Annotated in this window: 19 protein-coding genes; 6 read left to right on the top strand and 13 right to left on the bottom strand. The window is 66.8% G+C overall.

Annotation, left to right across the window (positions count from 1 at the left end; genetic code table 11):
- Positions 1 to 69: 69 nt before the first annotated feature.
- Genes ACIA48_RS20400 through ftsH form a run of 6 tightly spaced genes read right to left on the bottom strand, consistent with a single transcriptional unit; the run spans position 70 to position 5,192 of the window.
- Positions 70 to 546, bottom strand: a complete 477-nt coding sequence (locus ACIA48_RS20400) for a DUF3180 domain-containing protein (RefSeq protein WP_396735499.1) — start codon at positions 544 to 546, stop codon at positions 70 to 72.
- A complete protein-coding gene (folK, locus tag ACIA48_RS20395; RefSeq protein WP_396735496.1) occupies positions 546 to 1,058 on the bottom strand; it encodes a 2-amino-4-hydroxy-6-hydroxymethyldihydropteridine diphosphokinase in 513 nt (170 codons plus the stop codon). The genes ACIA48_RS20400 and folK overlap by 1 nt, the downstream gene beginning before the upstream one ends.
- Positions 1,055 to 1,435, bottom strand: coding sequence for a dihydroneopterin aldolase (gene folB, locus ACIA48_RS20390; protein WP_396735493.1), 381 nt, complete (start codon positions 1,433 to 1,435; stop codon positions 1,055 to 1,057). The genes folK and folB overlap by 4 nt, the downstream gene beginning before the upstream one ends.
- Complete coding sequence (gene folP / locus ACIA48_RS20385) at positions 1,428 to 2,222, bottom strand: dihydropteroate synthase (protein ID WP_396736805.1); 795 nt, start codon at positions 2,220 to 2,222, stop codon at positions 1,428 to 1,430. The genes folB and folP overlap by 8 nt, the downstream gene beginning before the upstream one ends.
- 17 nt (positions 2,223 to 2,239) lie before the next feature.
- A complete protein-coding gene (gene folE, locus ACIA48_RS20380) occupies positions 2,240 to 2,848 on the bottom strand; it encodes a GTP cyclohydrolase I FolE (RefSeq protein ID WP_396735490.1) in 609 nt (202 codons plus the stop codon).
- A gap of 28 nt (positions 2,849 to 2,876) precedes the next feature.
- Entirely contained in the window at positions 2,877 to 5,192 is a 2,316-nt protein-coding gene (gene ftsH / locus ACIA48_RS20375; protein WP_396735488.1) for an ATP-dependent zinc metalloprotease FtsH, read from the bottom strand.
- Between the two features lie 101 nt (positions 5,193 to 5,293).
- Between ftsH and ACIA48_RS20370 the strand changes: the two genes are divergently transcribed.
- The 3 genes from ACIA48_RS20370 to ACIA48_RS20360 are packed head-to-tail and all read left to right on the top strand — an operon-like array spanning position 5,294 to position 7,991.
- Positions 5,294 to 6,199 carry an alpha/beta fold hydrolase gene (locus ACIA48_RS20370; RefSeq protein ID WP_396736802.1) on the top strand — a complete coding sequence of 302 codons (906 nt, stop codon included), beginning with the start codon at positions 5,294 to 5,296 and terminating at the stop codon, positions 6,197 to 6,199.
- A complete protein-coding gene (locus tag ACIA48_RS20365) occupies positions 6,200 to 7,219 on the top strand; it encodes a zinc-binding dehydrogenase (RefSeq protein WP_396735485.1) in 1,020 nt (339 codons plus the stop codon). It begins immediately after the preceding gene.
- Positions 7,220 to 7,235: 16 nt separating this feature from the next.
- Positions 7,236 to 7,991, top strand: a complete 756-nt coding sequence (locus ACIA48_RS20360) for an SIMPL domain-containing protein (RefSeq protein WP_396735482.1) — start codon at positions 7,236 to 7,238, stop codon at positions 7,989 to 7,991.
- Positions 7,992 to 8,006: 15 nt separating this feature from the next.
- Here the strand turns inward: ACIA48_RS20360 and ACIA48_RS20355 are convergent, their stop codons facing one another.
- From ACIA48_RS20355 to ACIA48_RS20330, 6 genes are read right to left on the bottom strand one after another with little or no spacing between them, the layout of a single operon-like run.
- Positions 8,007 to 10,220 (bottom strand): molybdopterin-dependent oxidoreductase, encoded by a 2,214-nt coding sequence (locus ACIA48_RS20355; protein WP_396735480.1) that lies wholly within the window; start codon positions 10,218 to 10,220, stop codon positions 8,007 to 8,009.
- A gap of 19 nt (positions 10,221 to 10,239) precedes the next feature.
- Positions 10,240 to 10,803: a hypoxanthine phosphoribosyltransferase gene (hpt, locus tag ACIA48_RS20350; RefSeq protein WP_396736799.1), complete on the bottom strand. Its 564-nt coding sequence runs from the start codon at positions 10,801 to 10,803 to the stop codon at positions 10,240 to 10,242.
- A gap of 37 nt (positions 10,804 to 10,840) precedes the next feature.
- Entirely contained in the window at positions 10,841 to 11,803 is a 963-nt protein-coding gene (gene tilS, locus ACIA48_RS20345; protein ID WP_396735477.1) for a tRNA lysidine(34) synthetase TilS, read from the bottom strand.
- Positions 11,782 to 12,843 (bottom strand): zinc-dependent metalloprotease, encoded by a 1,062-nt coding sequence (locus tag ACIA48_RS20340; protein ID WP_396735474.1) that lies wholly within the window; start codon positions 12,841 to 12,843, stop codon positions 11,782 to 11,784. The genes tilS and ACIA48_RS20340 overlap by 22 nt, the downstream gene beginning before the upstream one ends.
- Complete coding sequence (gene dacB, locus ACIA48_RS20335; RefSeq protein ID WP_396735471.1) at positions 12,840 to 14,219, bottom strand: D-alanyl-D-alanine carboxypeptidase/D-alanyl-D-alanine-endopeptidase; 1,380 nt, start codon at positions 14,217 to 14,219, stop codon at positions 12,840 to 12,842. Before dacB ends, ACIA48_RS20340 begins: the two co-directional genes overlap by 4 nt.
- Positions 14,220 to 14,244: 25 nt before the next feature.
- Complete coding sequence (locus ACIA48_RS20330; RefSeq protein WP_396735468.1) at positions 14,245 to 15,099, bottom strand: DUF6159 family protein; 855 nt, start codon at positions 15,097 to 15,099, stop codon at positions 14,245 to 14,247.
- A gap of 88 nt (positions 15,100 to 15,187) precedes the next feature.
- Here ACIA48_RS20330 and ACIA48_RS20325 point away from each other — a divergent pair, with 88 nt between their 5' ends.
- Both ACIA48_RS20325 and ACIA48_RS20320 read left to right on the top strand, forming a co-directional pair.
- Positions 15,188 to 15,676, top strand: coding sequence for an inorganic diphosphatase (locus ACIA48_RS20325; protein ID WP_396735465.1), 489 nt, complete (start codon positions 15,188 to 15,190; stop codon positions 15,674 to 15,676).
- A 77-nt stretch (positions 15,677 to 15,753) separates the two neighbouring features.
- On the top strand, positions 15,754 to 16,269 hold the full coding sequence (locus ACIA48_RS20320) for a 2-oxo-4-hydroxy-4-carboxy-5-ureidoimidazoline decarboxylase (RefSeq protein ID WP_396736797.1): 516 nt from the start codon (positions 15,754 to 15,756) through the stop codon (positions 16,267 to 16,269).
- Here the strand turns inward: ACIA48_RS20320 and ACIA48_RS20315 are convergent.
- A complete protein-coding gene (locus tag ACIA48_RS20315; protein ID WP_396735462.1) occupies positions 16,254 to 17,774 on the bottom strand; it encodes a GMC family oxidoreductase in 1,521 nt (506 codons plus the stop codon). The genes ACIA48_RS20320 and ACIA48_RS20315 overlap by 16 nt on opposite strands.
- A gap of 151 nt (positions 17,775 to 17,925) precedes the next feature.
- Between ACIA48_RS20315 and ACIA48_RS20310 the strand changes: the two genes are divergently transcribed.
- Positions 17,926 to 21,204 carry a LuxR family transcriptional regulator gene (locus tag ACIA48_RS20310; protein ID WP_396735460.1) on the top strand — a complete coding sequence of 1,093 codons (3,279 nt, stop codon included), beginning with the start codon at positions 17,926 to 17,928 and terminating at the stop codon, positions 21,202 to 21,204.
- Positions 21,205 to 21,210: the final 6 nt, after the last annotated feature.

Raw genomic sequence — 21,210 nt, 5'->3', positions numbered from 1 at the left:
TGTACCCGCCACAGGTCACCTCGCGTGTCGACCTCTTCGGCGATTCGGCTGGTAGGCCCTTGAATTCAGTTACTCGGTTGCGCCGTCAGGGTTGTCTGGCGGTTCTGGCGGAGACTTGCAGCAATGCTGCAACCACAGCGCGGCGGCCACCAGCGCAAGGGCACACACAGCGGCCACTACCGCGCCGGCGGTGTCCTCGCCCGCGACTCGCAAAGTGGAGCGCCGCGGCAATAGGTACGCGAGCACGCCCAGCCACCAGCCGAGCACCACGGCACCCACCCACGCCGACGCCTTGGCGATCGACACGGATCTGGCGACTGCGAGCGGATGAAGCCAGCCGGGACCGTCTCCGATGTGGCCCTCGTTGATCTTGGACCGCACAAAGAAGGCCCATCCCGTCTCGGCCATCGCGACCAGCAGCAACGACACCCCCGACAAGAGGGTGATGGGCGGAAAAAAGCGGTACAGCAGTAACACGAGCAGGTAGGCCGCGACCGCAGCGATCACGGTCGCGGTGGTGAGGTCACGCTTGCGGGTGGGACCCATCAGCGCAGCGCCGAGTCGGTCAACCGCACCCCGTCGCGGTCGGCGGCGTCGAGTTCGGCGAGCAGCTTCTCGACCGAGCGCCGCTCACCGGCGACGGTCAGCACAGCTGCGGGATCGACGGCGAGCCACGGCACAAGCACGAACGCGCGCTCATGCGCCAGCGGGTGCGGCAACGTCAGCTCGTCGTCCGCCGACATGATCTCGCGACCGCCGTCGCTGCACATGACGAGGTCCACGTCGAGGGTGCGCGGGCCCCACCGTTCGTTGCGGACGCGCGCGGCGGCCCGTTCGAATTCCTGCGCGCGACGCAACCATCCCCGGGCGTCGAGAGCGGGATCGTCGGCGAGCACCACCGCGTTGAGGAAGGCACCCTGTTCGACGCCGCCCCACGGATCGGTCTCGTACACCGGTGACACCTCGCGCAGCGCGCCGCCGAGGCCGTCGACCACCGACTGAAGTTGCGCCAGCCGGTCACCGAGGTTCGAACCGATGGACAACACCACTGAGGTCATAGGTTGCCCCGCCCGTTGCGTCGCGACCGGCGTGCCACCACCGCCACGTCGGTGAAGGTCAGCGGGATCGGCGCGGCGGGCTTGTGCACCACCACCTCGACGGCGTGCACCCGTTCGTCGGTCATGACGCCCTCGGCGATCTCCCCGGCGACGGTCTCGATCAGGTTGCGCGGCGGTCCGGCGACGATGTCGGCGGCGCGCTGCGCCAGGACCCCGTAGTCCAGCGTGTCAGCGAGGTCATCGCTCGCGGCCGCAGCGGCCAGGTCCACCCATACGGTGATGTCGACGACGAAGTCCTGGCCGTCGCGGCGCTCATGCTCGAAAACCCCATGATGACCGCGAACAGTCAACCCGCGCAATTCGATCCGATCAGCCACGCCAGGCCTCCAGCACCTTCACCGCATCGACAGACGCCCGCACATCATGCACCCGAACACCCCATGCTCCGTGCAGTCCGGCGAGCGCGGAGATCACCGCCGTCGCTGTCTCTCTGCCGTTGGGCGGTCGCACCTCACCATCAGGGCCCGCGAGCAACGAGCCGAGGAAGCGCTTGCGGGACGCGCCGACCAGCACGGGCACCCCGGTGCCGACGAGCTCGGGCAGCGCCCGCAACAGCGCCCAATTGTGTTCTGCGGTCTTGGCGAAACCCAGGCCCGGATCAATGATCACGTTCACCGGATCCACCCCGGCAGCCACCGCAGCGTCGACGCTGGCCATCAGTTCGTCGCGGACCTCGGCGACGACATCGCCGTATGCGGGCGCATCATGCGGCCGAGTCGAGCCGACCGAGCGCCAATGCATCAGCACCCACGGCACTTTCGCGTCGGCCAGCAGCGGAGCCATCGCGGGGTCGGCGCGGCCACCCGACACGTCGTTGACGATCTTCGCGCCGCTTTCCAGCGCGGCCAGTGCCACTGCGGCGTGCATGGTGTCGATGCTGACGGTAAGACCCTCTCCGGCAAGCTCTTTGATTACCGGAACCACGCGTGCCGTCTCGACCTGCGGATCGATGCGCGTGGCGCCGGGACGCGTCGACTCGCCTCCGACATCGACGATCGAGGCACCCTCGGCGGCCAGCGCCAGCCCGTGGGCGACGGCGCGGTCACGATCGAGGAACAGGCCACCATCGGAGAAGGAGTCGTCGGTGACGTTCACAACCCCCATGACCTGCACCGGTGAACTCACTTCCGCAGGATGAGATCCAGTGCTTCCGACCTGGATGCGCTGTCGGTCTTGAACTGTCCGCGCACCGCAGAGGTGGTCGTGATTGCGCCTGGCTTACGGACACCGCGCATCGCCATGCAGAGGTGCTCGGCCTCGACCACCACGATGGCGCCCCGCGGATTCAGCTTGCGCATCAACGCGTCGGCGATCTGCGCGGTCAGTCGCTCTTGCACCTGTGGGCGTTTGGCGTAAAGATCAACCAGCCGTGCGATTTTCGACAGCCCGGTGACGCGACCGTCCTCGCCGGGTATGTAGCCGACGTGCGCCACACCGTGGAACGACACCAGATGGTGCTCGCAGGTGGAGTACATCGGTATCTGCTTGACCAGCACCATTTCGTCATGCTGTTCGTCGAAGGTGGTGTCCAGCACTGTGTCCGGGTCGGTGTACAGGCCCGCGAACAGCTCCTTGTAGGCGCGCGCCACCCTGGCCGGAGTGTCCTCGAGGCCGTGCCGGTCCGGGTCCTCTCCCACGGCGATCAGCAATTCGCGGACAGCTTTCTCCGCGCGCGCCTGGTCGAACTCCACGGGTTCGAATTGGACAGAGTTGTTCTGCGACTGCGTCATTGAAGCCTCCTGTGACCCTGCAAGCCTGTCAGCCGTGCGGGTTGTGCCGACCGTTCTCCTGCCCCGATTCATCATTCGGGTTCGGTTGGCCGCCCTGCGGTGGGTGGCCGGGCTGCGGGTAGGGCTGCTGATACGGCGGATAGGGCTGCTGCTGTTGCCAATTGGGTGGGGGCGGTGGCGGATACCAGTAACCCTGCGGTTGCTGATGTTGTGGTTGCTGCTGATTCGGTGGCGGAGGCCAGCCCGGAGCGTGCCATCCAGCTGGAGCGCCGTAGTCGGGTTGCGTTTGCCCGCCAGTTCCATTGGCACCGTTGCCATTTGTGCCGTTCTTACCCGCTTCGGCAAGCTTGGTGGCTTCTGCGGCTCTGGACGCCTGCGCGATCGCGGTCTTGAACGCGGGCTCGGGCACCGGCTTCGGCCAGGGCTCGCCGCGTTCGATCGCCAGCTCGCCCGGTGTCTTGATCGGAGGCTTGTCGGAGGGGACACGACCACCGAAGTCGTCGAACATGGTCAGGCGCGGCCGCTTCTTGACGTCCTCGAAGATGGCCTGCAGCTCGGCGCGGTGCAGTGTCTCCTTCTCCAGCAGCTCGCCGGCGAGGATGTCCAGCACATCGCGGTACTCGGTGAGGATCTCCCACGCCTCGGTGTGCGCGGCCTCGATGAGCTTGCGTACTTCATCGTCGATGATCTGCGCGACTTCGTGGCTGTAGTCGGCCTGTGTGCCCATGGTGCGGCCGAGGAACGGGTCTCCGTGTTCGGTGCCGTAGCGGACGGCGCCGAGCTTGGAGCTCATGCCGTACTCGGTGACCATCGCGCGGGCGATCTTGGTGGCCTGCTCGATGTCGGACACCGCGCCGGTCGTCGGCTCGCGGAACACCAACTCCTCGGCAGCCCGGCCGCCCATCGCGAACACCAGCCGCGCGATCATCTCCGACCGGGTCATCAGACCCTTGTCGTCCTCGGGCACCGCGACGGCGTGGCCGCCCGTGCGACCGCGGGCGAGAATCGTCACCTTGTAAATCGGCTCGATGTCGGGCATCGCCCATGCCGCGAGCGTATGCCCGCCCTCGTGATAGGCGGTGATCTTCTTCTCGTGCTCGCTGATGATGCGGCCCTTGCGGCGCGGCCCGCCCACGACGCGGTCGACCGCCTCCTCCAGCGCGGGACCGGTGATGACGGTGCCGTTCTCACGAGCGGTCAGCAGCGCGGCCTCGTTGATCACGTTGGCCAGGTCCGCGCCGGACATGCCGACCGTGCGTTTGGCCAGCCCGTCGAGATCGGCGCCCTCGGCCATCGGCTTGCCTGCCGAGTGCACCTTGAGCACGGCCTTGCGGCCGGCGAGGTCGGGATTGGACACCGGGATCTGACGGTCGAAGCGGCCAGGACGCAGCAGCGCCGGGTCCAGGATGTCGGGCCGGTTGGTCGCGGCAATGAGGATGACACCGGCGCGGTCGCCGAACCCGTCCATCTCGACGAGCAGCTGGTTCAGCGTCTGTTCGCGTTCGTCGTGGCCACCGCCGAGGCCGGCGCCACGCTGACGGCCGACGGCGTCGATCTCGTCGACGAAGATGATGCACGGGCTGTTCTGCTTGGCCTGCTCGAACAGGTCGCGCACACGGGAGGCGCCGACACCGACGAACATCTCGACGAAGTCAGAGCCGGAAATCGTGAAGAACGGAACGCCGGCCTCCCCCGCGACCGCACGGGCGAGCAGCGTCTTACCGGTGCCCGGCGGGCCGTAGAGCAGCACGCCCTTGGGGATCTTGGCGCCCAGCGCCTGGTAGCGCGACGGGTTCTGCAGGAAATCCTTGATCTCGTAGAGTTCCTCGACTGCCTCGTCGACACCGGCCACGTCGGCGAACGTCGTCTTCGGCATGTCCTTGGACAGCTGCTTGGCCTTCGACTTACCGAAGCCGAAGCCCATCCGGCCGCCGCTCTGCATGCGGGAGAACATCACGAACAGGCCGACGAGCAGCAGCAGTGGAAGTAGGTAGATCAGCAGCGAGCCGAGCATGCTGCCCTGGTTCACAACTGTGTTGATCTTGGCGTTCTTGGCGCTGAGCGCGTCGAACAACTGCACTGCGTACCCGGTCGGGTACTTGGTGATGATCTTGTCGCTGTTCTCGGTGTCGCCGTTGCCGTTCTTCAGTTCGAGGCGAAGCTGCTGTTCACGGTCGTCGATCTGCGCGCTTTTGACGTTGTCGCTGCTGATTTGGGACATCGCCACCGAGGTGTCGACGGGCTTGTAGCCGCGAGTGTCGTCACTGAAGTAGTAGAACGACCAACCCAGCAGCAGCACCACCGCGATCACGGTGAGCGTCCGGATCACATTTTTACGGTTCATCGAATGTCCGTCGTCGACTTCCTCTTAAGCGCAGTCAGAAACCTCAAGGCTACCGCTACACCAACGAACTGAGGTTCCCGACGGTGTGCTTGGCTGGGGCCGTGCTCACGTCGGCCGAACGGATCGTCGAGACCAACGGGGTGGCGCTTCGCGTCATCGAAGCCGGCGAGCGCGGTGCACCGCTTGTCGTATTGGCCCACGGGTTCCCCGAGCTGGCGTATTCGTGGCGGCACCAGATCCCGGTGCTCGCGCAGGCCGGCTACCACGTACTGGCCCCCGACCAGCGTGGATACGGCGGCTCCAGCCGTCCTGAGGCCGTCGAGGACTACGACATCCACGCCCTGACGGGCGATCTGGTCGCCCTGCTCGACTCGGAAGTCGGCGGAGGCGTCGACCGGGCGGTGTTCATCGGCCACGACTGGGGCGCCATGGTCGTGTGGCACACCGCGCTGCTGCACCCCGACCGGGTCGCCGCGGTCGCGGGGCTCAGCGTGCCACCCATCCCCCGCGCCCGTTCCCGCCCGACGCAACGGTGGCGGGAGAAGTTCGGCGAGGACTTCTACATGTTGCATTTCCAGGAGCCCGGCCTCGCCGACGCCGAGCTGGAGGCCGACGTCGCCGTCACCATGCGAGGGATGTTCGCCGGCCAGCTCTCCGGTGACGCACCGCTGCCCGACTGGATCAGCCCGGCCGATTTCGACCACTACGTGACGGAATTCAGCCGGACCGGCTTCACGGGCGCGCTGAACTGGTACCGCAACTACGACCGCAACTGGGAATCGACGCCGCAGCTGGCCGATGCACAGACCACCGCGCCCGCGCTGTTCGTCGGCGGCACCGCCGATCCGGTCGGTCCGACGATGAACCCCGCCCGCGCACGTGAGGTCGCCGCGGGGCCGTACACCGAGAAGTGGGTCGATGGTGCGGGCCATTGGATCCAGCAGGAGTGCCCCGACGAAATCAACCGAATCCTGCTGGCGTTTCTGCGTGAAGTAAAGGAGCCATAGATGCGCGCGTCGGTCCTTCGTGACGGACGAATGGTGCTGCGCGACGATGTCGTAGAACCCGTACCCGGTCCGGGCGAGGTCCTCGTCGGTGTGACGGCATGCGGAATCTGCGGCTCCGACCTGCATTTCGCGAAGCACGGCGCACAGATGGTCAGGCTCACGAGGGAAATCACGGGTATGCCGATTGAAGGTGGCCTGCCGGTCGACGTCGCCGGTGACGTGTTCATGGGCCACGAGTTCAGCGCCGAGGTGCTCGAGGCCGGCCCGGACACCGACGCCCCGCCCGCCGGCACCGCGGTGACCTCACTGCCGGTGTTGTTGTCGCCGAAGGGTTTCGAGCCGATCCTCGCCAGCAACACCACGATGGGCGGCTATGCCGAACGGATGCTGCTCTCGGCGCCGCTGCTGTTGCGGTTACCTACCGGCATGGACCCGCGGCACGCCGCGCTCGCCGAGCCGATGGCCGTCGGCCTGCACGCCGTCAACAAGTCCGCTATCCAGCCCGGCGAAGAAGCCCTGGTGATCGGTTGCGGGCCGATCGGTATCGCGATCATCGCGGCGCTTCGCCACCGCGGTGTCGAAAGCGTTGTCGCCTCCGACTATTCGGGAATGCGGCGCGAACTGGCCATGACGATGGGCGCACACCGGACGGTCGACGCGACACGGGAATCACCGTTCGACACCGCGAAACCCGCCGTGGTGTTCGAGGCGGTCGGTGTCCCCGGCATCGTCAACGACGTGCTGCGGCGGGCACCGATCGCCACCCGCGTGATCGTGGCAGGAGTGTGCATGGAGGCCGATACGGTGATGCCGCTGTTCGGTATCTCCAAGGAGATCAGCCTGCAGTTCGTGAACGCCTATGACTACAACGAATTCGCGGAGTCGCTACGCGCGATCGGGGAAGGCGAGATCGACGTCGCGCCGCTGATCACCGGTGAGGTCGGCCTCGAAGCCGTCGGACAGGCCTTCGACGACCTCTCCGAGCCCGACGCACACTGCAAGATTCTGGTCTTGCCCTGACGGTATGGTGCTCGTCATGCCGATCGCCGCGCGAGCGAAGTTGCCCACCCGAATGCTTGTCCTCGCCGCCGCGGGACTCGTTGTCACGCTGTCGGGTTGCGACGCACAGTCAGGCCCGACCGCGGCTGCCCCGACCGCGAACTCCGACGTCCGGCAGGTCACCGTCGCGGGGTCGGGCGAAGTCAAAGGCACCCCGGACACCTTGAACGTCAACGCCTCGATCGAGGCCATCGCGCTCGATGTCACCGGCGCGATGAACCAGACCAGCGATCGTCAACAGGCCGTGATCAACGCACTGGTAGACGCGGGCGTAGACCGCAACGACATCAGCACCAGCCAGGTGAGCCTGCAGCCGCAGTTCGCGCCGACCACCGACAGCACCGCCATCTCCGGCTACCGGGCGAGCAACACGATCGACGTGAAGATCCGCCAACTCGACGCCGCGTCACAGGCGCTCGCTCTCATCGTCAGCACCGGCGGCAACGCCACTCGGATCAACTCGGTGAACTACTCGATCGACGACGATTCGCAACTCGTGCGCGACGCCCGCAGCCGCGCCTTCAAAGACGCGAAAGACCGGGCCGAGCAGTACGCGCAGCTGTCCGGTCTCAGCTTGGGCAACGTGATCTCGATTTCGGAGGTCGCCGGAACTCAGCCACCGGTCCCGATGCCGCGCAACGGCGCCGAGATGGCGATGGCCGCACCCGTACCCGTGGAGCCCGGTCAGCAGACCGTCGGGTTCAGCGTGACGGTGATCTGGGAGCTCGACTAACCCGCTGGTGCTCACCTAACCCGCAGGAGCGATGTCCACCGGGATCCCGTTCAGCACCGCGGTACCCGACAGCGGGTCGAGCTGATTGCCCGCGTTCAGCTGATTGACGTTGACGCCGGGATGGCGCGATGCCACCTCCTGGCCGGTCCCACCGCGGTCATGGCCCCACCCATGCGGTAGCGACACCACACCGCGCCGCATGCCGTCGGTGATCTCGATCGGCGCCAGCAGTTCACCACCGGGACCCTTGACGACCGCGGTGTCCGTGAGGCCGAGTTCCGCGGCGTCGTCGGGATGGATCCGCAGCGTGCACCGATTGCTGCCGCCCGCGAGCGCGGGCACGTTGTGCATCCAGCTGTTGTTGGACCGCAGATGTCGTCGTCCGATGAGCACGAACCGGTCCGCGCGACGATCGAGTGCGTCCCGCAGCCGCGCAGCCTCCTCGACGAGCAGCGGCGGGGCGAGTTCGATTCTCCCCGTTGGCGTTCGCAGCACCTCGGTGAGGCGCGGCTGCAGCGGACCAAGGTCGACACCGTGCGGAGTTTCCTTGAGCCGTTGCAGCGTCAGACCGTCCGGCTCGGCGCCGAACGCGTCGCCGTAGCCCCCCAATCGCAGCATCATGTCGAGACGGCGTTCGTATCCGGGACCCGACGCAAGCATCGCGGTCAGTTCGGCGACGTCACGGCCGGCGACCGGTGAGTCGGCGTCGGCTGTCTCTTTACCCAACGTCATTGCGATGACCTGATCGTCGACAGCACCGGGATCGGCGTCGATGCCCATCAGCAGGAGCGCGATTCGCGACAGGATCTCGGGCTCGTCGGGCCGACCGTCGACCGGAAATACCGGCGGCGAATATCGGGCGTTGTTACGCACCGCGAGATTGTTGAGCGCGAAGTCGAAGTGTCCGGTCTGCGATGGCGGCGGTGGCGGCAGGATGACGTCGGCGTGACGCGTCGTCTCGTTGAGATACGGGTCGATGCTCACCATGAATCCGACGCTTTCGAGCGCACGGTCGAGGCGATCGCCGTCGGGCGCCGACAGCACCGGGTTTCCTGCGATCGTGATCATCGCCTTGATCTGCCCGTCGCCGGGTGTGTCGATCTCCTCGGCCAGCGCGGCCGCCGGGAATTCGGACAGCGCTTCCGGATAGCCGGATACCCGGCTGTGCCAGCGCCCGATCCGGAAACCCCTACCCGTCTTCGGCGGGCGCGGCGCCGGGGCCGTCGGACCGAGCGGGAACATCGCGCCGCCCTCGCGGTCCAGATTGCCCGTCAAAACGTTGATGACGTCGACGAGCCAGCTTCCCAGCGTCCCGAATTCGACCGTGGAAGTGCCGATCCGGCCGTACACCGCGGCTGTCGGGGCGGCGGCGAGTTCGCGGGCCAGCGTGCGGATCTCGTCCGCAGTCACGCCGCAGTATCCGGCGACGGCGTCCGGGGCGAAATCGGAGGCGATGGCGCGGACGTCGTCGACGCCGTTGACATGGTCGGCGACCGCCCCGAGGTCGACGAGGCCTTCATCGAACAACACGTGCACGACGGCGAGCATCAGGGCCGGGTCGGTTCCGGGGCGGGGCGCGATGTGACGGTCGGCGAGTTCCGCGGTACGGGTGCGCGCGGGATCTATGACGACAAGCTTGCCGCCCCGCTTACGTAACGCCCGCAACTTACCGGGGAAATCGGCGGCGGTGGCCAGACTGCCGTTGGACACAAGGGGATTCGCGCCGATGACGACGAGGTGGTCGGTGCGGTCGAGGTCGGGCACGGTGAACGCGACCGGGCTGCCGAACATCAGACCGAGCGCGACGTGCTTGGGCATCTGGTCCAGCGTGCTGGCGCTGAACACCTGGCGGGTGCCGAGCGCGCGAATGATCACCGGCGGATACAGCGAGCCCGCGATCGTGTGCGCGCTCGGGTTCCCGAGATACACCCCGACCGACGAGCCGCCGTGCTCGCGCACGACCGCGCCGAGTCCGTCGGCGACCGCGGCGAACGCCTCGTCCCACGTGGCCTCGGTGAGCACGCCGTCGCGCCGTACCAGTGGCCGAGCCAAGCGGTCGGGGTCATTGTCGAGCTCTGCGAAGCTCGCACCTTTGGGGCAGATGAAGCCGTGGCTGAACACGTCCTCGCGGTCGCCGCGAGCACCGGTGAGCTTGCCGTCGTCGATCGTCAGGGTGAGGCCGCAGGTGGCCTCGCACAAGGGGCAGATCCGAAGGGCTGTTTCGGTCATGCCAAACATCTTGCGCCGACTACGGGTTTTCGTACACCTTGGGGTCCAGCGTGCCGATGTAGGGCAGGTCGCGGTAGCGCTCGGCGTAGTCCAGGCCGTAGCCGACGACGAACTCGTTGGGGATGTCGAATCCGACGTAGGCGATGTCAACGTCGGCGCGCACGGCGTCGGGTTTACGCATCAGCGTGCACACCCTCAGCGAGCGCGGATGCCGCGTCGCGAGGTTGCGCAGCAGCCACGAGAGCGTCAGGCCCGAGTCCACGATGTCCTCGACGATCAGCACGTCACGGTCGTTGATGTCGCGATCGAGGTCCTTGAGGATGCGCACCACGCCCGACGACGACGTCGATGACCCATACGAGCTGACGGCCATGAACTCCAATTGCGTCGGCAGCGGGATCGCCCTGGCCAGGTCAGTCACGAAGAACACCGCACCTTTGAGCACGGTGATGAGCAGAAGGTCTTGGCCGTTCTCGGCAAGGGTGTCGCGGTAGTCCTCGCCGAGCTGCTGCCCGAGCTCAGCGACCTTCGCCTGGATCTCGTCAGACGAGAGCAGCACCGACTTGATGTCGCCCGGGTACATCTCGGTGGTTTCCGCCACGTGCACAGCGTGCCATGTTTCAGACGGGCTCGGTGTGCAGGGTCAGCATCCCGTCGCGGCGGCCCGCGATCAGCCGCCTGCTGCGCAACGGTGATCCCACCGCGACACCACCCTGCCCACGCCATGCCGTCACCAGGGTGTCGACCCCACGAATCTGCTTGTCGGTCAGACCGCTGGCACCACCGGCGAGCAGCCAGCGCCGAATCACCCTGCGCCGAACGGCCTCCGGCAGCCCGACCAGACGCGCGGTGTCGAGACTGCCTGCGGTCGACATCTCGGACAGCTCACGGTCAGCGAGGGCGTCGAGCGTCTCGGTGTCCTCACGCAGGGCGGCCGCGGTGCGGGCCAGCGCCTCGGCGACTCCTCCGCCGAGCACGTCTTCCAGCAGCGGCAGCACCTCGACGCGCAGCCGGACCCGGGTATACCGCCTATCGGCATTGTGCGGGTCCTGCCACGGAGTCAGGTTCAGCTCGTCGCACGCGGCGTGCGTCACCGCGCGCCGGACGCCGAGCAGCGGTCGGTACCAGGGCGGGTCGTACGCGCGCATACCTGCGATGGACCGTGCACCCGAACCGCGTCCCAGTCCGAGCAGCACGGTCTCGGCCTGATCGTCGAGCGTGTGCGCGAGCAGTACCGGCGCGCCGGCTCGCGCGGTGTCCAGTGCCCGGTAGCGCGCGGTACGGGCGGCCGCCTCGGGCCCGCCGACAGTGCCAACGTCGACGCAAAGAACTTGAGCGTCAACACATCCCAGCGTGAGTGCCTGTTCGCGCGCCGCCGCCGCGACCTCGTCGGAGCCGGTTTGCAGTCGATGATCGACGATCAGCGCCGTCGTCGGTTTCACCTTCGCCGCGGCCGCCGTCAGCGCCAGCGAATCCGCGCCACCGGACAGTGCCACGCACCAGCGCAGGTCCGCGGTCGCGTGCTCGCGGGAAAACGCCATGACGGCCGCATGTAGCGCGGCTACAGCACTCTGTCGATCCACCGTTGTGGCTTGTCGATTTCCATTGGCAGCGGCAGGGTTTCGGGGCTAGTCCAGACAGCGTTGAACTGCGTCATCCCGACGCGGGACACGACGTGGTCGACGAACGCCTTACCGCGGGTGTACTGGCTGAGCTTGGCGTCGAACCCGAGCAGTGCCCGCATGATCCGCTGCAGCGGCGGCTGCTTGCGTTGGCGCCGTTCGTCGAAGCGCCGCCGGATCGTCGAAACCGATGGCACCACCTTGGGTCCGACCGCGTCCATCACGTGGTCGGCGTGGCCCTCCAGCAGCGTCCCCAGCACAAGCAGTTGATCCAGCGCTCGGCGCTGCGGCTCAGCCTGAACCGCCCGCATCAGACCGATCATCCCCGACGAATTCGGTTCCGACTCAGCATCAACGACATAGTCGCGCCGGCTGCGTAGGTAACCCGCCAGCCTGCCCACCATCTGTCCGACGTCGTCGCCCGCATCTTGGGTGAGCACTCCCAGCGACTGCGACATGTGGTCAGCCAGCCACGGATTGGCCCTGAACTGCACTCGGTGGGTGACTTCATGCAGACACACCCACAGCCTGAAATCACTTGGATCAACTCGCAATTGGCGCTCAACACCGATCACGTTCGGGTACACCAGCAGCAGCTCGCCGCCGTCCCGACCGAACGGGTCGTACTGGCCGAGGATGCCCTGCGACACGTAGGCGAGCACCGCCCCCGTCTGCGCGCCCGTGATGCGTCCGCTGATGAAGCCCTTGGGTTTCTCACTGCCGCCGGTCATCACGCGCATCGACTGTGTCGCCGCCTTGATCCACTGCGGACGGTCGACGATGCGGGCTTCGGGGATCGCGCCGCCCTCGATGAGCCCGGTGACCTCACGTACCGGCACCTCGGCGTTGCGGGACGACTCGGCGAGTTGGTCGATGACCTGACGGCGGGTGTAGTCCGAGGCGGCCGGACCCGGGCGCACCAGCTTCTCGCCCACGTCGGCGGCGAACTTCCAGTCGACGGCGTGGCCGACGCTGAGCGATGACGTTGTCGACGTGGTCATGTGCTGCACCCACACGACCGTAGCGCGGCGGCGAAATTGTCCAGGGCAATGCGACCCGTCGGCCCGGCGTCGTTGGAGATGAGGGCGAACGTGAGCACCCGTCCGCTGGCGTCGGTGATGATGCCCGCCAGCGAGTTCGTACCGGTCAGTGATCCCGTCTTGGCTCGCAGGAAACCGGCAGCCGACCGCCCCGCATCGGTGTCGAGGTAGCGGTTGGACAGGGTGCCGCTGCCGCCCGCGATCGGCAGCATCTCGACCAGCGGCCGCAGCCTGGGTTGCGCGCTGCCTGCGGCCGCGTTCACGACTTCGTCGAGGGTTTCCGCGGTGAGCCGGTCATCGACCGACAGCCCGCTGGAATCGAAAAGCCGCGCGTTGGTGGTGTCGATCTTGGCGCCGTCCAGTTCACCGAGCACCGCCTGCACCGCACCGGCGAAACTCTGGGGTAGCCCGACCTCGGCGGCGACCTCGCGGCCGATCGACTCGGCCATCACGTTGTCCGAGGCGTTCATCATGTCTCGCAGCCGATCGATGAGCGGTGGCGACTGCACCGACCCGATCTCCTGACCGCCGCGCGCGGCACCCGGCACCATCGTCACCTTCTTGGGATCGACGTCCAGCGCCACGGCCAGGGCGCGCCCCGCATCCAGCGCGGGCGTCTTCGACCGGGTGGAATCGACACTGACCGGTTGCGTGCGGCCACCGTCGAGCATCACCGACTCCATCGGCGCGATATCGCCTCCGTCGATGTCCATCGGATCCCAGCCCGGCGCCATGTTCGGCCCGGTGTAGGCGCTCACGTCGACCTGCACCGAGGTGGCGTCGATGCCGGCGGCTTCCACCTGCTCGGCCAGATCGCTGATCCGTGCGGCATCGCGGTACCAGGTCTCCTCGTCCGGCGCGACCGCCGAAAGCGTCTGATCACCACCGCCCTTCAGGACGACGACACCGCGCTTGTCGGTGCTGAAGACCCGGGTGATGAGCCGGTCGTCGCGGTCCAGCGCCAGCAGCGCCGCCGCGGCCGTCAGTGTCTTGTTGGTCGACGCGGGCTGCATCGGCACGTCGGCACCCTGAGCCCACAGCTCAGACCCGGTGATGGCATCGGTGATGCGGCCGGTGAACTTGCCGAGATTCGGATCGGCCAGCACGGGCGCGAGCACGGCAGCCAGCCGGTCGGGAGTGGGTTTCTCGGCAGACTCCGAGACGGGCACGATGCCCGGGTTCGCGGTGGCAGCCGCGGGTGTTGGCTTGACCGCCGCCGCATCGGGCGACCCCCCGCGGCTCAGCAGGGCCGACGCCGCGACGACGGCGGCCACCAACACCAGCACCGCGACCGCGATCAAGGCATGGGTTGATCGCCCCCACGTGGTCGGCCGCATAGCTAAGGGTATCCGTTTGCCCCGATCACGCCCGCCGGCCGCGTGCGCCGAACGCGGCCTGCACCATCTGGGGGTCGAACGCGACGGGCGCCTGACCGGTGACCGCGTACTGGTAGACGGCGACGCGGAAGATCGAGTTCAGCGCGCTGGAGACGATCGCGACGACGATCACGGCGGCCACCGCGACGGCCCCGACCGCGATGCCGATCGGTTTCAGGTTGATGGAGACCAGGGCAAAGGCGATTCCGCCCCCGACGAACACGACCCCGAACACGATCAGCCCCGTCGCCGCCGAGATCGCGACCTGCCCGGTCACACCCTCACCCCATTTGGCCTTGATGACCTGCACCGACCGTTTCAGCGAGGCAAACGGTCCCGTGCCTTCCATCGCGATCACCGGAATGACGAAGAACGTTGCGACCGACCACGCGGCCCCGGCTATCGCGGTCGCGATTTGCCCCAGGAGCGGCAAGCGGTTCTCCAGAACCCGCAGGATCACCCCGACGGTGCCCGCGACGAGGGTCCATCCCAGGATCGGCCCGAGTTGGCGCATCGCGGCCGAGATACCTTCGCTGACCTTGGTGTCTTCACCCCGCAGCGAGCGCGCAGCACATGCGGCCAGCGCCACATTGAAGAAAATGGCAAAGAACGTGGACACATAGATGGCCACGGCCCCACCGATGGCAAAGATGATGCCTTCCTGGTTGTCCGCCCCGCCCTGCACTACGGCGTCGGCGAACACCGCGGGAACCATGATCACGACGACCGCGATGGTCGCGAACACCGCCGACAGGATCGGGAAGATCACCAGCGAGCGGTCGTTCTTCAAGACCGCCCAGCTCTGCTTCGTCAAAGCCCAACCGGTCGAGATTCTGCCCATGGTGCCTCCCGAGTAGGTGGCGAGAATCCTAGGCAGATTAGGGTGATGCCGTCCCCAATACCGCAGCACAGGGCAGGAAGGCGCCGCCGTGGAGTTCGACGTAGTCATCGAGATCCCGAAGGGTTCGCGGAACAAGTACGAGGTGGACCACGACTCCGGGCGGGTGAAGCTCGATCGCTACCTCTACACGTCGATGGCATACCCCGCCGACTACGGCTTCTTCGAGAACACGCTCGGCGAGGACGGCGACCCACTGGACGCGCTGGTGCTGCTGCCGGAGTCGGTGTTTCCCGGTTGCATCGTCGAGGCGCGGGTCGTCGCCATGTTCCAGATGACCGACGAGGCCGGCGGCGACGACAAGCTGCTGTGCGTGCCCGCCGGCGATGGGCGCTGGGACCACATCCAGGACCTCGAGGATGTGCCCGCCTACGAACTCGACGCGATCAAGCACTTCTTCGTGCACTACAAGGACCTCGAGCCGGGCAAGTACGTCAAGGCCGCGGACTGGGTGGGACGCGAGAAGGCAGAGGCCGAATTGAAGGCCTCCGTCGAGCGTTTCAAGGCTCAAGGGCACTGACGGGCGACTGATTTTTCACCGCCGTAACACGCGGTAACCCGGGCGTACTCTGCGCCTTCGATGATTGCGCTGTGCTGATGCATCAGGGGATCGGCCTCGAGGCGTTCAACGCCATGCCGATGCGGCGCGCGGTGCATGCGATTTACGAGTGCTGCTACAGCGTGCCGCTGGCCGCCGACCTGTGCAGTGGCCGGCCGTTCGGCGGTCACGACGATCTCTTCCGGGCCGCCGACGCGGTGCTGTTCGGGCTCTCCGAGGAATCGGTCGACACGATTCTGCAGGCCTATCCCGACATCGGGCGCAGGCCTGGCAGCGAGAAGTCGGCCGCCGAGCAGTGCGCCATCTGGTGCGATCAGCCCGAGGTGATGGTCCGACTCGGCCAGGCGTCGGAGCGCTACCTGGCACACTTCGGCTTCGGCTTCGTCATGTTCGTCAACGGTTACACCGCACAGGACGTGCTCACGACGATGTCAGATCGATTGCACAACGACACCGAGACCGAGCGCAAGGTCGTGCGCAACGAGCTTGCCCGCATCAACCGCACGCGTCTCGAGCGCATGCTGGGCCCCGAGGGCGGCTACGACAACTGGTGATCTGCCAGTAGGAGATCCGCGCAGCGTTCGCCAACCATGATCGACGGCGCGTTCGTGTTGGCGCGGGGGATCTTCGGTAGCGCCGACGCGTCGGCCACGCGTAGGTTCTCGACCCCGCGCACCCGCAGCTTCTCGTCGAGTGCGCTGTCGGGGTCACTTCCCATCGCGACGCTGCACGCCGGATGCGCTGTGGTTTTCGCGAAATTCCTGATGTAGGTCTCGACGTCCTCGCCGTTTCCCGGCGCCAGCTCACGCTCGACAGCCGATGCGATCGGCTCGGTGGCGATGATCTCGCGGGTGCGTCCAACGGCGCGCACCAGAGCATCGACGTCGGAGCGCTCGGACAGCAGATTCATCCGGATCGCTGGTGGCACAACAGGGTTCGGTGAGCTGATCAGGACACTTCCGCGGCTCTCCGGTGTCCAGTATGAATGGCCGACCGACAGCGCGGGCGCAAACTTTGGCCCGTGCGCTTCGGCGCGGGCGTCGGCGGGTGTGAAGATCAGCTGAACGTCGCATGCCGGCACGTCGACCGTCGACCGGATGTGGGCCAGCGCCTCACCGCCGTTGCTCGCGAGCTTGCCGGAGCGACGTAACAGCCACTGCAGCAACCACTTCGGATTCGAAACATCCGCGAGGCCGACGTGCCCCGGCGATAGCGACCACACGGACCAGACGATCGGATGGTCAGCCAAGCCGGCGCCGACACGCACGCTGTCGACCAGCGGGGTGACGCCGACCCGGCGCAGATGGTCCGCCGGTCCGACACCGGACACCTGCAGCAGCTGAGGCGTGCCGAAAGCCCCTGCACTCAAGACGATTTCCTGGTCGGCGATAGCCTGGTGGGCACGTCCGCGACGGCGGTAGTCGATGCCGACGGCCTGCCCGTTTCTGATGATCACCTTGTCGACGGCGGCCTTGGTGACGATGGTCAGATTGTTCTGCCCGCGGAGGTAGCCTCGCGCCGCGCTCCAACGCTGACCTTTGTGGATGTTGACCGGGGTGATCGTCGCGCCGTCGAGGTCGGGTCCGCTGACATCGTCGTTGGCGGCGACACCGGCCGCCCGCGCCGCCGCGACGAAGCGATGGGATAGCTCATCGGGGAAGGGCGAGCGGGATACGCGCATCGGTCCGCTCTCGATCCGCGCGAAAACCGGAGCGACGTCGGCCCAGCTCCAGCCGGGCAGCCGCCAGCCGTCGTAGTCCAGGGCGCTGCCCTTGATCCAGAACATCCCGTTCATCGCGCTGCAACCACCGAGCACCCGACCGCGGGGTTGGGCGATGCGGCGGCCGGCACAGCCGAGTTCCGGTTCGCTCTCGTACGCCCAGTCCAATGCGGTCCCGTATTGCATCGGCGCGAACAGCGGTGCCCGGATCGTCAGGCGTCGATCGGAGCCGCCGGCCTCGATCAGTAGCACGCGCGCCGACGATTGGGCTGCCAATCGGCCGGCCACTGCGCAGCCGGCTGAACCCGCACCGACCACGATGAAGTCGTAATTCGTCATGGCAGGGACTATCCGGTGGTGCCGCCCAGCGTCCATCGGCCATTGCGCCTAAATCCGCAGGGTCTGGACGCGTATGTAAGCGGGGCCGCATCGGAACAATTGGCGCTTTCGCTGATGTTTCGGCGATGGTCGCCGCCGCATGCTGGCTAGCATGAGCGAAAGTAGCTGGAAATACCCGGACATTGGCGCCGACATGAGCGAGCTTCCGACTGGAACGGTCACGCTGCTGCTGGCCGACGTCGAAGGTTCGACGCGGCTCTGGGAGACCCAGCCCGAGGCGATGAAGTCGGCCGTCGAGCGGCTCGATCAGACACTGTCCCAAGCGGTCGCGGCACACGACGGGGTGCGGCCGGTCGAACAGGGTGAGGGCGACAGCTTTGTCATCGCGTTCTCCCGTGCCGCGGACGCCATCAGCTGCGCGCTCGACTTGCAGCGAGCACCCTTGGCACCGATCAAGTTGCGCATCGGTGTGCACACCGGGGACGTCTACCTGCGCGACGAGGGCAACTACATCGGTCCGACAATCAACCGGACCGCGCGGTTGCGCGATCTCGCACACGGTGGCCAGACCGTCCTCTCGGGTGCGACGGAAGCGCTTGTCGTCGACCAGCTTCCGGCGGACGTGACACTCAACGACCTCGGCTCTCACCCCCTGCGCGATCTCCCACGACCCGAACGGGTGGTGCAGCTCTGCCATGCCGATCTGCACAACGACTTCCCACCGCTGCGCACCGTGACTGTCGTTGCAGCCGAACATCTTCCGGTGCAGCTGTCGCGCTTCATCGGACGCAAGGCCGAGATCCGCGGCATCCGCGAGGCACTCGGCGACAACCGGCTTGTCACGCTGACCGGCGCCGGCGGTGCGGGCAAGACGCGCCTGGCGATACAGGTCGCGACGGAGATTGCCACCGAGTTCGCCGACGGAGCATGGTACGTCGACCTGGCGCCGATCACCGATCCGGCTGTGGTGCCGGTGACGGCGGCGCGCGCGCTGGGGCTGCCCGACCAGCCCGGTCAGCAGACGATGGACGTGCTGCTGCGGTTCATCCGCGATCGCCGCATCCTGCTGGTGCTCGACAACTGCGAACACCTGCTCGACGCCACCGCCCATCTGGTCATCACCCTGCTCGGCGCCTGTCCCGCATTGACGCTGCTGACCACGAGTCGCGAGCCGATCGGCGTTGCCGGCGAGGTGAGTTGGCGAGTGCCCTCGATGTCCCTGGCCGACGAGGCGATCGAGTTGTTCGCCGACCGCGCACGCAGGAGCAAGCCTGAGTTCCGGGTCACGACGGATAACACCGAGACCGTGACCGAGGTCTGCCGGAGGCTCGACGGGCTCCCGCTGGCCATCGAACTCGCCGCGGCCCGGGTCCGTGCGCTGTCGCCCGCCGAGATACTCGACAGTCTGCACGACCAGTTCCGCCTGCTGACCGGCGGATCGCGTACCGCTGTGCGCCGCCAGCAGACGCTGCGCGCGTCGGTGGACTGGTCGCATGCGCTGTTGAGCGAGCAGGAACAAGTGTTGTTCCGCAGGCTGGCAGTGTTTTTCGGTGGGTTCGACATCGACGCCGCGCACATTGTCGCGGGCGATTCCGATACCGAGCGCTACCAGGTGCTCGATCAGCTCACGCTGTTGGTCGACAAGTCGCTCGTGGTCGCCGAGGACACCGAACACGGCACCCGCTATCGGCTGTTGGAGACCGTCCGTCAGTACGCACAGGAGAAACTGCACGAATCCCGCGAAGGCGACGGCATCCGAGGCCGCCACCGCGACCACTACGCCGCAATGGCGGCCGAACTCGACTGGCCGAACGACACCGGCCACGCGCGGCGTCTCGCACAGGCGGAAGTCGAGATCGACAACCTGAGAAGCGCATTCGCCTGGTGTCTGGAGAACTCGGACACTCCAGCCGCATTGCGGATTGCCGCATCGCTGCAGCCGCTGTGGTTTTCTCAGTGGCGCCACCGGGAGGGGCTTGCTTGGCTCGATGCGGCCCTGGCCTGCACCACGTCAACTGATGCGGATCACGATCCTGACCGCGTGCGAGCACTTGCCGACAAAGCGGCGTCGCTCGCGTACTACGGTTTCACCGACGGTGCAGCAGTGGCCGAAGAAGCACTGCGCCTGGCGCGCGAGATCGGTGACCCGTCTTTGGTCACGCGTGCCCTCATCGCACACGGGAGGGTTTTTGCCCACGACCCCGAGGTTGCCGGCGCAGACTTTCTCGAGGCCGGCAGACTCGCGCGCGAACTCAAAGATCGCTGGCGGCTGAGTCAGATCCTCGGCTGGCAGTCGATCGCAGCGATGGGTGTGGGAGACCACGTAGCAATCAATGCAACTGCCCGGGAAGGCAGCGAGGTTGCCGACGCGATCGGCGATGGCTTCAACGGGCGGATGTGCCGACTGGCTCTGGCGAACGCTCACACATTCAGAGGCGAGGTGATCCAGGCTGTCGCCCCGCTGAGAGACGTCCTCGCCGAAGCTACGGCCGCGCACGATTCGTTCTGCAGACCGGTTGCCCTCATCTGCTTGAATTTTGCGCTGGCCTGGCAAGGCGACGTCGAAGGCGCGCAGACCGCAGCCGATGCCTATCTGGAGTACCAGTCCGACCTCGGCGAACTCGTCGGGTATTCGGCGATCGGGCTCATAAACCTGATGACAGGGGATGCCGCCGCGGCGGCACGGGCGTACGAAGCCGCGTTGCTGCACACACCGATGACGCCTGCAACGATATCCACATATGTGGTCACCTCGTTGCCGCTCTTGGCCCTCGGTGAACTCAGCGCAGCACGACGCCGCGCCGACGAAGTAGTGGCGATGTCGACGAGCATCTCACTTGTCGCGGCGCTCGCTTCTCGCGCATACGTCGCCATCGCACAAGGCGAGCTGGAGCAGGCCGGTCTCGATGCGCGGTCGGCGCTGGAAACTGCTGCAGAATCGCACGGCTACATGATGGTTCCCGACGCATTCGAATGCCTCGCCTACGTCACGGCAGACGCCGGGAATCACCGGGAAGCAGCCCGTCTACTCGGCGCGGCAGATGCCGCTCGACAGCGAAATGGAGTTCGTCGATTCAAGATATTCGAGTCCGACCACGATACTCGCATCGCGGCAATCCAGGATCATCTGGGCGAGAACGACTTTCGCGCAGCCTGGGATGAAGGCGCTTCGCTGAGCATCGAGGAAACCATCGCCTACGTACAACGCGGTCGCGGTGAGCGTCGACGCGCCAGCAGCGGATGGGCGTCTCTCACCCGCGCCGAACTCGACGTCGTCAAACTCGTCAGTGAAGGGCTCGGCAACAAGGACGTCGCGGCACGACTGTTCGTCTCACCTCGCACCGTGCAGGCCCACCTCACCCACGTCTACACGAAGCTGGGACTCACGTCTCGAGTGCAGCTCGCCCAGGAGGCCGCCAAGCACGGCTAGACCCGC

Source organism: Mycobacterium sp. NPDC051804 (assembly GCF_044452905.1).
In the GTDB taxonomy this organism is placed as follows: Bacteria; Actinomycetota; Actinomycetes; order Mycobacteriales; family Mycobacteriaceae; genus Mycobacterium.
This window is presented reverse-complemented; position numbering and strand designations above follow the sequence as displayed.